Annotated in this window: 5 protein-coding genes; 2 read left to right on the plus strand and 3 right to left on the minus strand. The window is 59.4% G+C overall.

What is annotated here, in order from left to right; all coding sequences use genetic code 11:
• Positions 1–253: 253 nt before the first annotated feature.
• Positions 254–2,857, plus strand: coding sequence for a serine/threonine-protein kinase (locus J3U88_RS09545; RefSeq protein ID WP_207858352.1), 2,604 nt, complete (start codon positions 254–256; stop codon positions 2,855–2,857).
• Between the two features lie 22 nt (positions 2,858–2,879).
• On the opposite strand, the gene J3U88_RS09550 is transcribed toward J3U88_RS09545, so the two are convergent.
• Together J3U88_RS09550 and J3U88_RS09555 are read right to left on the minus strand one after the other, a co-directional pair.
• Positions 2,880–5,099, minus strand: coding sequence for a hypothetical protein (locus tag J3U88_RS09550; RefSeq protein ID WP_207858353.1), 2,220 nt, complete (start codon positions 5,097–5,099; stop codon positions 2,880–2,882).
• Positions 5,100–5,348: 249 nt separating this feature from the next.
• Positions 5,349–6,440 carry a serine/threonine protein kinase gene (locus tag J3U88_RS09555; protein ID WP_207858355.1) on the minus strand — a complete coding sequence of 364 codons (1,092 nt, stop codon included), beginning with the start codon at positions 6,438–6,440 and terminating at the stop codon, positions 5,349–5,351.
• Between the two features lie 1,020 nt (positions 6,441–7,460).
• On the opposite strand from J3U88_RS09555, the gene J3U88_RS09560 reads away from it, so the two are divergent.
• The gene (locus J3U88_RS09560; RefSeq protein WP_207858357.1) at positions 7,461–12,641 is read left to right on the plus strand and encodes a two-component regulator propeller domain-containing protein; all 5,181 of its coding nucleotides are present in this window, start codon (positions 7,461–7,463) and stop codon (positions 12,639–12,641) included.
• A 114-nt stretch (positions 12,642–12,755) separates the two neighbouring features.
• Here J3U88_RS09560 and J3U88_RS09565 read toward each other — a convergent pair whose 3' ends face one another.
• Positions 12,756–12,971 carry a hypothetical protein gene (locus tag J3U88_RS09565; protein ID WP_207858359.1) on the minus strand — a complete coding sequence of 72 codons (216 nt, stop codon included), beginning with the start codon at positions 12,969–12,971 and terminating at the stop codon, positions 12,756–12,758.
• Positions 12,972–13,439 lie beyond the last annotated feature (468 nt).

A 13,439-nucleotide genomic window follows, 5' to 3' on the forward strand; every position in this document is an offset into this window, starting at 1 on the left:
CATCGTATTTCGTTCTCAACATGTCACCCAATTCTCGCGCTAAGGGCGGGTGGGCCGTGGCGGAAAAACGCCGTGTTGCCTTCCCTGCCGGCGTGTTCCCGCATCGCGGTTACCTGGAGGAAGCATCGTGGAGTCTCCGTTCGATCATGGATCTTCAAAAGAAGTTGAATTGTCTCGTCAAGCATTACGTATGGCTGAAAAGGCGTTGTTGCATCCGAAAAGGGGTCGTTTAAATTTTATTAAAGAGCAATGTTTGTTGCGGCCGGTGCTTTTTGAGCGGACCTGCAAGCTGGTCTTTGACTCGGGCATGCCGGCTAACTATTTGGAAAACTCGCGCTTACCCGAGGTGTTAGACGCCGACTTTTTCGATGCCTACTTTAAGAATCAACCGGTTCGGGTCGGTCCTTACCGGGTTATTCGCGAGTTGGGTCGGGGTGCCATGGGTTCCGTTTTCCAGGTACGCCAAATCGCCTCACCCAACCAAGACTATGCCCTAAAACTATGGACGCCCAACCTTGATGCCTCGGGTTTACCCGCGGATGAAGATCGTTTCCTCAAACGGTTTCAACGTGAGGTGGCTGTTCTTCGCGCGCTGAAGCACCCCAATGTGGTCGCCATTCACGATCACGATGTGTTTGAGGGGCGCCCCTACCTGGTCATGGATTATGTTCCCGGCCAACATATCGACGATTTCGTTGTGGAAAAACAACTTTCACTGGAGACCCGACTCCAGCTTTTTATTCAAGTTTGCCTCGGTGTGGAACACATTCACGAGAAGGGCTGTTTACATCGCGACTTAAAACCATCCAACATTCTGGCGGGTTACCTGGGTCGCAAAGCCCATGCTTGGATTGTCGACCTGGGGATTGCCAAAAACTTGGCTGCACCGATGACCCTGGACCACGAAGACACCCTTCCGGGGCATCGGCCGGGGACACCCTTGTACATGGCCCCGGAGCAGTTGGTTTTCGGCGGCGGTGACGACCATGTTCGTGCCGACATCTATGCCTTGGGATGCTTACTTTATGTGTTGTGGTGCGATCAAAAACCCTACGCGCGTTTTAAACCCGAGGAACTCACCCCGGTCGAACTCAAAGAAGTGCTGCTGCGCGAGCCGATGATCTTGCCGGATCAGCACGGCGGCTTGCAGGGGGCGTCCGCCTACGGCCCGACCCGGACCTACGTTCAAGCCGTGATCCAGCGCGCGACCGAGAAGTCGTTCGAGAAACGGTACCCCTCCGTTGCCGCGTTGCGAATGGATTGTGAAGCCGTTTTGAAGGGGGCTTTTCCCGCCGGCTGCCTTTCGGAACAGATGCCGGCGCTGGTGGTGCCGGCGCTTCCCGTGGGACGTCCCGGCGGATCGTTGCTTGTGATGCGCCATTTGATGCCGTCGCCGCGGTCCGAATCATTCGGTTATCGAATGGAAGGTGCCCACGATCCCGTCGGCGCGCTCTTACTAAGCCGGTTTCGCGAACGAAAAGGTGCCTGCCTGCAGGACCAAGCGGACTTTTTGCTAGAACTGGACACCTTGGGACGGCAGCCCGTCGGCGCCGCCTTGTCGCCGATGTTGGTCGCCTGTTATAGGGAAGTGGCCGAGGGTTACCTTGCCCTAGGTCGGGTCAATGGCGCCCTGCGCCAATTCGAAGCCTTGGAAGCGCGGGCGCGGACCTTGCTCGGTCCGTCGGCGGCCGATTGTCTGTATGGACAAATCACCATTGCATGGGAAATTGGGCGAAACCATCGCCGCCAGGCCGAGAAATGCTTTGAGAAACTCCGTCACAGGGTGCGTTTGGAAGAATATCCCGAGCTTTATGTGCAAATCGAGTTGTGGTTTATTCACCAAGCCGCGCGGGTGGGCGCACCCCGCCGGGCCTTGGAGCGGGCGCGTGTTTTGTCCGCGGCCTGTTCTGCACACCAAGCCGATTGGCCGGCGGGCCTTTTGACCGCCGAACGCACGGTTGCTTTTTGCTTGTGGCAGGCAGGCTGTTTTGATCAGGCTGAGGCTGTTTACCGACGCTTGGTGGACGCGCTTCCCGAGGACACACCGGACGATCCCCGTCATCGGATGATTGCCGCCCGCGATTACGGTTTTTTCTTGATTGAGCAAAATCGCCCCCACGACGCCCGCGAGCGCTTGCTGCGTGCGTTGGCCTGGGCCGAGGTCGGCGATCAAGCCCTGATGCGGTTATCGCTGCGGTTGCGGGTCGGCCTGTGTTTGGCCGATTGGCAGTTGGGCCGGTTTGAAGCGGTTTGCACCGCGTACCAAACCATTTTGGCGCCCTTGCGTGCCGCTTTCGGCGGGGACGATTCCGAGGTGAAGCGGATGATTGAGCTTCATGCTCTGGCCCTTGCCCATCAAGGTTGCTACGAGGCGGCCCTTTGCGGCTTGGACGAATTACTGGACCGCGAGGGGGGTGCCGATCAGCTGAGCGAGGATCAGTGTCGTTATTACCTCAACAAAATGAACATTTTACTCCGTCAAGGGAAGCTGGAGCTCGCCGAGGCCGTTTTGGAGGGCCCCTTGGCCGGGTTTGAAACGCGGTTTCGCGACGCCGCCTTTCTCCTGACCGGTGGACGACTCATTAAGCTGGAGCTGTTGGTGAGCTGCAACCGTCACGAGGAAGCGCTTGAATTGGCCGATCTGATGTTGGCGGAACACGCGGATGAAACCGTTCAAGCTCAGATTTTCCTGTTCAAAGGCGCCGCTTTGGCGCGGTGCAAGCGCCTTGCCGAGGCCAAGGCGCTGCTGCTGAAGAGTCGCCGCCACCTGCGCGAGGATCCGTGGCTGGGTCGTGTGCTCAACGAAGAAATGATCGGCGTGTTGGCCGCCCTAGAAGCGCCGTCGGGCGAGGACTAACCCCGCCGGCCGACTGCACAGCCTATTCTTGGGTTGCACAGTTGATTAAAGCCGCGTAATCCGTGACGAACCAGTTGGTTTGCCAGTGGTTCAGGCGTGCGCGCAGCAGGGGCGCGCCACAGTCCACCGTGAAGCCGGCAAGCACGTGGCTACCGCCGACGAAAATCTCGCGGCGGCCGTCGCCGTCGGGATCGGCGATCAGCATGTGGTTGCCGCTTGCAACCGAATTCATGCCGTACGCACTCTGCCAGATTTGTTCGGCCGTCCCGTCGCTGGTCACCGTGACCGCGCCGCCGGTGGCCAAAAACCAAAATGGATCGGTGAACGCGTCGATCCGGTCGTAACGGATGCCTTTAATCGGGACACCCAAGCCGGGATCACGGGTTGTCACCCATGCCGGAGGACTGCCGCGATAGATCTCGATCATGCCGCTTTGGGTACCTAACAGGATTTCGTTTTCGAGGTCGCCGTCGATGTCCGTCACCGTGACCGCGCTGTAGCCGCCTTCGACAAAGTCTTGTAGCTGGTTGGTTTGACCGTCAAAAAACAACACGTTGGTACCGTCGCCGCCCACCAAAATTTCCAAGGCCTCGTCCCCGTCGGTTTCGGCCGTGGTCAGGTGGGTGATCGGTGAGAAACCCAGCGTTGGCGAACGCCAGACTTCCGCCATGGTTTCGGTACGAAAGCGATGGAGCCGTTCGTTGCTCGCCGCGATGATGTCGACCACCCCGTCCGCGTCCACATCGGCCGTGGTGATGCGGTTGAAGTCGTCGTCCAGGTGGGCGCTCGTTGCCTGGACCGCACCCGTGGCGCCGTCGTAGATGCGGATGACCGTGTTAAAGGTTTCCGAGGCGACGAACACCACTTCCATGGCCGGATCGCTGTCGAGGTTGTCGACCGCGATTAAGGTGACACCATGCACCGTAAAACCGCCGCCCAGGAAGCGGATCGTGCGGGACAGCGCGCGGCTTGCACCGTTGAACACCAGCAGGCGGGGATCCACGCTGGTTTCGTATTCCGGCGGGGCGACGAGGATTTCCTCGCTACCGTCGTTGTCCAGATCCGCCACGGCGAATTGATGCAGCGCCCCCGGCACCTTGCGGTTCTGGTAACGGGGGAGGCCGGTGTTAAAGTCCGCCACCGCCATCGTGGCGGTGCGCTCGAAGTTGCGAACGCCCGCGGCGACGATGTCGTCTTGACCGCGGGATTCCAGGTCGCCCACGGCCAACCCGGAAATGGAATCCAGCTCGTCAAAAATCAGGGTCCCCATCGCCGCGCCTGAAGCACCCGCAAACAGGGCGAGGCGGTTGTTTTCCGTGTTCCAGGCGATGATTTCGACTCCCGTGGTGCCGTCGACATTGCCCATGGCGAAACCACTTGCAAACAGGATGATTTCGGTTTCCCATTTCACCGCTTGCTGCTCGACGTCGAAGGCGATCACGCTGCTGCTCAGGTCGCCGACCAGTTCATCGCGACCGTCCGCGTCAATATCCTGTGCCGTAATCGCGCGCCCAAAGCCGAGCAAATATTCCCATTGGACCGAACCATCGTATTCGATGACATAGCCGCGGTTCCCGCCGGACAGCGCGATTTCGGGCAACAGGTCGTCGTCCATCTGACCGACCGTCATCTCGTGGTCGGTGTAGGTCGCATGGGTCTGTTCCAGGGCAAAGGGCGTGCTACCCGAAAAAATCGACAGGCCTTCCGCGCCGACCACCAGGATTTCGAGGACCCTATCGTTGTCGATGTCGGTGATCTGCACGTCGTTCCAGGTGCTGAGGGTGACACCGAGGTCGATGGTCACCAAGGGCGTGTCGCACAAGGGGTCGAACACCTCGATGGTGAAGTCGCTGTAGGCTACCCAGATTTCGTCCAGGTCGTCGCCGTCGTAGTCCGCCGTGCGCAGTGCCGTGATCGTCCGTGTGGTCGATAAGCTGCTGGTGGTGCGCGTTTCGATCAGGCCGTCCTCGGTCAAGGCCGAAATGGACCAGAAGCGCTGGGCTGTTGTGTTGGACAACGCCGCGGTGGCGACCAGGTCAAGGCCGGGGTTGCCGTCGAATTCACCGATGAACAAACCGGCCGCGCCAATCGTGTCCCCGCTGCTTGCCAAGGTCCAGCTAGGAAAGGGTGTGGTGGACGTGGCCGCTGTTTTGGCGGCCGCGACCGGGTTCGTGCTGAAGCAGGGTGAAAGCAGGGCGACAAACAGAAACAATAGGGCCGACAGGTGAAAACCAAAACGCATGGGGTGACCTCTCTGAAATGCGAAAGCGCCCGCGTGGACCAACCGAGTTGTCTGGTCGGGACCCAGTCCGCATTTCTCACAAGGCTTCAGCTTCTTGCGACGAATCCTTGTGAGAAATGCGGGGGAGCGCGGGCTGCCTTCATCAAAGCGGAACAATGTGGAAGAAATTTGAGCTTTTGGGGAAAAAGCCCCGTCGCGATCCGGCTGTTTTGCGAAACGGGGTGATGTGAGGGGTCGGCTTCTGTTCGCTTAAGCGGTCAGCGCCCGGCCCAAGGCCATGTCGATCAAGCCGCGCAACTTGCCGCGGCGTTTGGCTTTGACCATGGGGGGACGGCGCGGCGGCGGCACATCCTCGTCGCTGCGCTGCTCTTTGGCCGGCTTGCTGAAATCCTCAAACAAGGCGTAGAGTTCCGGGGTTGCTTGAATGTGTTCCTGCAGGGCGTGGGCGTCGAGAAAACGGTCCTCGAAGTTTTTGGTCAACATGCGGAGAACGAGGGTTTCTAAGCTGGGGGGCAGGTTGGTGTTGTGATGGGACGGCGGCGTGGGTTCCTGGTGAAGGTGGGCCAGCACCACTTCTTTTGGATTGGCGCCGGTAAACAGCCGTTGGCCCGTCAGCATTTCGTAAAACACCACGCCGAGTGAATAGATGTCGGAAGCAGGGCCGACCTTTTCGCCCAACAGTTGTTCGGGGCTGGCGTAGGTGGGGGTGCCCAAACCTTGTCCGTGACCCTCGGCCCCGGCCTCGTCGGCCAGCCAAGCGATGCCGAAGTCGGCGAGGTGGGCGTTGTCGCTTTCGTCAAACAGGATGTTGGCGGGTTTAATGTCGCGGTGGGTTAGCCCTGAATCGTGCGCGTAAGCAAGCGCGCCCAGCACTTGGTGAAAAATGCGCAGGGTTTCGCGCAGGCGCAAACCTTTTTCGATGCGTTTTTTGAGGTCGCCCGCCATCATCGGCATGGCCAGGTAATGGAACTTGGCGATTTCCCCCGCATCGTAGATCGGAATGATGTGCGGGTGGAACAATTCGGCCAGCAGTCGCGATTCCCGTTCAAACTGGGCGACCGTTTCGGGATCGCCCGCGCGGTCCAAAGGCAGCACTTTAAACGCCATGGATTCATCGGTGCGGTTGTCGACAATGTGGTAAACGCAAGCCATCCCGCCGTCCGCTAATTTACCTTGGACGCGGTAGTCGGGGGCCAGCACCCGTTGGAGAATTGCCTGGTTGGTGTCTTCTATAAGAAGTAGGCCGCCTTCCATGACCGCCAAATTGACCAAAGGGGCGCTACAGACCCCGCAAAATAGGGTCCCTTCACCAAATTCGTAGTTGCAGGAGATACATTTCATGATGTTCACTCTGAGTTATATAAGCCATAAACGGGGGGTGAGGGGTGTGATCGGTGATGGACCAAGCACCGGCCTTTATAGGGAGGCGGCGATGCGTCTGTGATCACTAGGTTCCTGGGGGAGGTCATTCAGATACATGGGCGGCTTGTGGCCAAATGGAAGCAGGGAAAATGAGGTAAGTTCACAAGCGTCATGCCGTCCTATCTTGCCGTAAAAGCGAGGGCGCTTTCAATAAATTATTGCAAGCAAGTATCGAATAACGGTTAACTTTCTGAGGTTTTTGGCGGCTAACCCTAATTTTATGTGGTGGTTGGCGTGTGGTTGTGAATTTTTCTTTGAAAAAATCGGCGTTTAAAAAATACTGCTATCAGTCTTTATGTAGACGACCGATTGACGCGGTTTAGCCGTGTTAGGAAAAGCCTGTTCCGCGCGGAAAACGTGTGTTGTTGGGATGTTGTTAACGCTTCGGTGCCGGGCAAGGCTTGTTATGGCTCAGAAAAAATCGCTGAGACAAGCGGTAAGTTTCTGATGAGACTAGCTTTGTGCCTCCGGCTAGACTTTGAGGGTTGTGGAATCCGTCGACATGGATTCCCGTGTACTGTTTAAATACGATAAAAGTAGTAAAAATGGATGTTTGCGTTAATGGTGTTGTTTTGTGGTTGCGTGTGTTTTGCTTTCGCCCGCGAATTTCTGTCGGCGGATGAAGCGCGCCCCCGGAAACGCGTTAATCAGCCGTCTGTTGCAAAAAACCGCGAGGGGCGTGGGAATCGGTTATAATCGGAACGACATCCAGCGAATCCAACAACGTGAAACCCGAAGGCGCGGAACCAGCGATGATTTTCCTTAAATTCATGGAACAAAGTGGTTTAGCTAAGACAATATCGACCCGCTCGCCGGTCCGTGGTTCGCGTGTTTCCGCGAGTCGCGGCAGCCCCCAAGATTGAGGCGGGCTCCCGCCAAGTATCGCGGTTTTTGGGCAGAAACCTTATGTTCGGCAGTGATTTAGCTACTGGTTGGGATATGAAGATTCGCGGATGGCGCGCTACAGTCTATGCTTTGTTCGCCCTGATCCCGGTGTTTTGGGGGATGCCGCTTGAGGCACGCGAGCAACAGGTGCGTTTTCAGCCTATCGCCGCCGATGAGGTTCCATCCCTAGGTGCCGTCTCCGCCGTGGTCCGTGACCGTCAGGGTTTTATGTGGTTTGGCACCGCGGAAGGGTTGGCGCGTTTTGACGGCTATGAAATGAAACGGTTTCGCCACGACAAGGCGGATCCAGACACCATTCCCGGTGGTGGGGTTGTCGCTTTATGTGTGCTTGACGACGGCCGTTTGTTGTTGGGTACCGCGACCGGCGGCTTGGCGCTTTTTGATCCAGGATTCGCGCGCGCCATCCATCGCCGCCCACCCTCGCGGATGGGTGACCTGACCGCCGGCATCGCGGCCATGGTGTCCGCCGAGGACGGAACCTATTGGGTCGCGACCCGCGGCGCCGGCTTGCTGCGCTTCGATCCTGACGACGGCGTATTTAGCCAATACCGCCATCATCCCGATGTGCCTACCTCGCTGGGGAGTAACCGGCTTCACGCCCTGTTGGTCGACGGCCGTGGTCGTCTATGGATTGGCGGCGACCACGGACTGAGCCGTTACCGTGGGGAAAGCGACGATTTTGTCCATCTACTCGGGGACCCGGGTGGGGGCGTGGTTGCCGCGTTCGGCCCTGTTACCGCGCTTGCCGTCGGGCCGGACGGCGCCCCATGGGTTGGTACCCATACCAAGGGCCTTTTTCTCCTGGACCCGGTCACCAACCAGGTGATCCTAAACCTGCGTCGTGAAATCGGGAACCCCCGCGGCCTGTCGTCCAATCATATTCGCGCCGTCCAGTCCGACGGGGACAACCGTTTTTGGATCGGCACCGACGCCGGGCTCAACCTGTTCGATGCCGGTACCGGCAACAACCTGGGTTACCGCCACGATCCGGCCGATCCCGGCAGCGTGGGTCACGATCACATCCATACCTTGTTGCGTGACGAGGTTGGCAACCTGTGGGTCGGTACCGACGCCGGCATGGATTTACTCACCGTCGCCACGCGCCAATTTGGCCGCTACCTCCATCGACCGGACCGGCCCGACAGTTTGATCGACAACCGGGTGACCGCCATGGTTCAGGACCCTTTCGGCGGTCTCTGGATCGGAACCCGCGGCGGACTCAGCCGGTACGACGCCGCGCGCGAGCGCTTTTTCCATTTTCGCGCCAACCCCGGCAAACCCGGCAGCCTGCCCTCCAACGACATTCGTTGCCTCACCGCCACCCGTTCCGGGGTGATTTGGGTGGGGACCCGGGATGCCGGTCTCTCGCGTTTTGATCGAGCGACCGGTACCTTCACCCGTTTCCCCGTTCGCGAGGACGGCGTCAACCATGCCGATGTGCGTTGTCTTTACGAGGGTCGGCTCGGCAATTTTTGGGTTGGTACCGGGGGCGGCGGTTTGTTCCGCTTTGACCGTGACTCAGGCCGCGCGACCGTCTACCGTCATAACCCCGACGACCCCCGCACCTTGGCAAACGACGTCGTCACGGGGGTGTATGAGGACCGCGAGGGCCGACTCTGGGTGGGTACCCGCGGCGGCCTGCATCTCCTGGATCGCAAAACCGGTCGCTTTGACCGCATGGTGCATCATCCCAGTCATGTTTGGACCTTGAGCAACAACCATATCACCGCGCTGTTGGAAGATTCGCAAAGCCGCCTTTGGGTTGGGACCGTTGACGGGTTGCACCGTTTGAAGCAGGTCGACCCCGATTACCCCGAACAAACGCGCTGGCAGACCTTCGGGTACGCCGAGGGTTTGCGCTCCACCGATGTGCGCGGCCTTTTGGAAGACAGTTTTGGGGATCTCTGGATTGCGACCGGTAAGGGGCTCTCAAAATGCAACCCGGAAACCATGAGCATGCAGCACTGGACCCCTGTCGACGGCACCCAGCCGCGCGGTTACCATCAGGGGGCCGCGATCCGTACCCTTAACGGCGAACTCTGTTTCGGCGGCCCCAACGGTGTCACCGCTTTTTTGCCTGGCGATTTGCAGCGCGATCCCCACGAGCCCAACGTGGTCCTCACCGAGATTCGCGTCGGTAACCGGCCGCTTCAACCCCGTGCGCGTCGGTTTGACGCGGGGTTGGCCGCGCCGCTTGATCGGCTGCAAAACCTGGTACTCGGCCACCGAGATCGGGTGGTCACCTTTAAATTTGCCGCGCTGCACTACGCCTTTCCCGCCGGCAACCGCTACCGCTACCAACTCGTGGGTTTTGACCGCGATTGGGTCGAGGTCGGCGCCGACCAACGTTTTGCCACCTACACCGAGCTTGATCCCGGCCGCTACACCTTTCGTGTGCTCGCCGCCAACAAGGACGGCAAGTGGCGTTCCGAACCCCGCGAGTTGCGCGTGCGCATGCGGCCCGCGCCTTGGCTGTCGACCCTTGCCGTCTTGGGGTACGCCACCCTTTTGGCCGCCTTGGTTTACGGTCGCTACCGCGTGCAACGGGGGCGCCTCATTTATGAACGAACCATTGTCCAGCGGCTCAAACACACCGATTTGATGAAAAACCAGTTTTTGGCCGACACCGCCCATGAACTGCGCACCCCGCTGAACGGGATCGTCGGCTTGGCCGAGTCTCTGGCCGAGGCCCAGCGTGGCAAGCTGCCCAAGGATACCTTGGCCCAGCTTGGTTTGATTGCGCGCGGCGGACGTTACCTTGCCGGCTTGGTTGACGACATACTCGATTTCGCGCGATTGTCCACCCAACAACTGCCGCTCCAGCCGTGCCGGGTGGAGCTCAAAACCGCGGTGGACCAGGTTGTTACCCTACTCACCCCCCTCGCCCCCAAGGACGCGGTACGCTTGGAAAACCAGGTCGCCGAGGGCTTGCCCCCGGTTGCCGCCGACCCGCGTCGCCTCTTGCAAATTTTGGTGAACTTGGTTGGCAATGGGATCAAGTTCACCGAGCAAGGCACCGTCTCCGTCAGCGCCGAGGTGCAGGGCGCGCGGCTCCACATCGCCGTGACCGATACCGGGATCGGCATGAGCGACCCCCAAATCGCCGACCTGTTTCAAGCCGTTCCCCCGCACAGCGGGGTCCCGATCCCGACCGCCGCCGGCGCCGGCTTGGGGCTTGCGATTACCCAGGCGTTGGTCGACTTGCACGGCGGTAACATTTGGGCCGCGTCTCAGGAAGGCCGCGGCAGTACCTTTACCTTTAGCCTCCCGCTCGCCGATGCACAAACGCCCGCCGCCGAAGGGGAACCGGTTCGTGCCGTGACGGGCCCGCGCTTCAACGTCAACGAGGCGAAAGCACCCTTTTCCGACGCGTTGTCCAATCCCGCGGCGCGCCCGCTTTCCGACGCCCAATCCTTCACCCTGCTCGTGGTCGATGACGAACCCGTGAACCGCCGGGTGCTTCGCAATCATTTGGACGGGCGCGGCTACGAGGTGCTCGAGGCCGCCGACGGCAGCGAGGCACTGAGCCTGTTAGCCGAGAGCGGCCAGGTCGATTTGGTGTTGCTGGATGTGGTGATGCCGAACATGTCCGGTTACGAGGTGTGTCGCGCCATCCGTCGTCGCGCCGGTTTTGAGGTACTGCCCGTGGTTTTCCTCTCCGCCAAAAACCAGGTAGAGGATTTGGTCGCGGCCTTTAACGTCGGCGGCAACGATTACATCACCAAACCTATCGCCGCCGGTGAGCTGTTGGCGCGGATCGAATCGCACCTGCAACAACTGGATGTGACCCGTGTTCTGTCGCGCAAGGCCGCTGACCTGGGCGATGAGCTCGCGCGGTGCAAAGCCGAATTGGCCGAGGCCAATCAAACCGCTGAAGTGTTTGACCAGATCATCCAAAGCATCAACCACCACGAATCCTTGCCCCACTTGTGGCAGGGGTTGCCGATTCAGGGGGCGGCCCTGTTCCCGGGCGCAACCCAGGGAATGGTTTGGACCTGGGATCGGGAGGAGGACGCATTTGTGTGTGTCGCCGCCGTTGGCCGCGCGTGGGAGACCTTGCAGCCGCTTCGTTTCAGCTACAACAAGCTGGTGAACATGCTCGGCGAGGGCGCCGAACCCCTGGCGCCCGGCATTCACGGGGTGCGTCACTTCAACCTCCTGCACGATCCCGACTTATTTGCCGGTCAGCCGTTACCCAAGGCGCTGTTGACCATGACCTTGAATGACGACCAACGCATATCCGGCTTTTTGGTGTTGGAGAACATGGTGGATCCCGAGTGTTTTGATCAGGTTGATCCCGCCAAGTTGGTGCGTTTCCGCGAGGCCGCCCTTTCGGTTGCCGCCAAAGCGCGCGCCGCGTTGGATGTGGCGGCACAAAGTGAGGCGCTTGTGCAGGCGCGCCGGCAAATGATGGAACAGGAAAAAAGTGCGTCGCTGGGGACGCTCACCGCCGGCATCGCCCACGAAATCACCAACCCGCTTAATTTCATCAACAATTTCGCCGGCTTGACTTTGTCGCTTTCGTCTGAATTGGCCGAGACCGTTCGAGGTTTGCAGGGCCGGGTCCTTGAAGGTGACAGCTACCGGCAGCTCGCGGGTGATCTCGCCGACCTTGCCGAAAACGCCGCCGTGATCGACAAACACGGCAAACGGGCCGACGCCGTGGTGGCGAGCATGATGGAGTTGGCGCGCGCGGCCGGCGGCCACCGCGAGGCGTGTAACCTCAACGGCTTATTCGACGAATACGTGTCGCTGACGTACCAGAGCTTGCGCGCCAAGGACACCGCGCTCGTGATTCAGTTCACCCGTGACTTTGACGAAACGGTCGGAATGGTCGAGGTTGTCGCGCAAAGCCTGAGCCGGGTGTGGGTCCATTTAACCAACAACGCCGCCGAATCCATTCGCGAGAAACGCGACCAGATCGGCGACGACTTCATGGGTGAGATCCGCTTGCAGACGCGCAACTTCGAGGATCGTGTCGAAGTGCGCCTGCGCGACAACGGCATGGGCATCGCCCGCGACGATTACGAAACCATCTTCAAACCCTTTTACACCACCAAAACCGCCGGCAACCGACATGTGGGCCTCGGTTTGTCCATTTGCCGCGACATCATCGTCCAGGAGCACCGCGGCACCCTGAAGGTCGCCGCCACCAAAGACATATACGCCGAGATGATTGTCACCCTACCCAAAAAGAACGTCTCCGAGGGCTAGCCCGTTTTGTCCGGTTTCGTGGTGCGCGCGTCAGCGGATTGGGCGAAGGGTCAAACACCCCGAAAAGGCCGTTCCCGCGCCGGCTCACCAGAGGTTTTGTGCGTTCGCCCCGGTTTAGTCCGTGTTCTGCTTGCGATGTTTTATTTGGGCGGCAAGATTTTTCACGCCGCGTTCGCCCAGCCATGTTTGACGATCATGCGTGTAATCGCCCCAGCCATTTTCGGTTTGTTGGAAGAATCGCACCATGCCGATGGTGCCGAGGTTGGCCGCCAAAAGTTCGAGGCCTTTGGTGCGGATTGGGTCATTGGTTAACGCGGCTTCAACGCTCAAGTTTGTCCTCCCATAGCCAGGTAACCGGATGTACAAAGGTTATTGCAAAGTGGGACACCCACCAAATCGGCAAGCTGTACCAAGCATAGTGGGACAGCCACCAAATAGCACTGTGGGACACCCACTAAATAGCACTGTGGGACACCCACTAAATAGCACTGTGGGACACCCACTAAATCGGCATAGCAAAGTGGGACACCCACCTTTTCGCCAGTCCCAGTTTAGGACACCCACCTTTCCCAGTTTAGGACACCCACCCATTTCAAAGGGCTGGTTTGGGACACCCACCTTTTTCACCAGTCCCAGTTTAGGACACCCACCCATTTCAAAGGGCTGGTTTGGGACACCCACCCATTTCAAAGCTGGTTTGGGACACCCACCCATTTCAAAGGGCTGTAGGACACCCACCCAACTCAAGTCGCTTTTTTAGTGGCCGCGGCCTTCTTGTTGGTGATGCTCCAGCGATAA

The sequence above is a fragment of the Acanthopleuribacter pedis genome, from assembly GCF_017377855.1.
GTDB classification, from domain to species: domain Bacteria; phylum Acidobacteriota; class Holophagae; order Acanthopleuribacterales; family Acanthopleuribacteraceae; genus Acanthopleuribacter; species Acanthopleuribacter pedis.

What these genes read in the sequence shown, in the direction of transcription:
- J3U88_RS09555 (WP_207858355.1), bottom strand. Translation starts at nt 6,440, where the DNA reads ATGAAATGTATCTCCTGCAACTACGAATTTGGTGAAGGGACCCTATTT.
- J3U88_RS09560 (WP_207858357.1), top strand. Translation starts at nt 7,461, where the DNA reads ATGAAGATTCGCGGATGGCGCGCTACAGTCTATGCTTTGTTCGCCCTG.
- J3U88_RS09550 (WP_207858353.1), bottom strand. Translation starts at nt 5,099, where the DNA reads ATGCGTTTTGGTTTTCACCTGTCGGCCCTATTGTTTCTGTTTGTCGCC.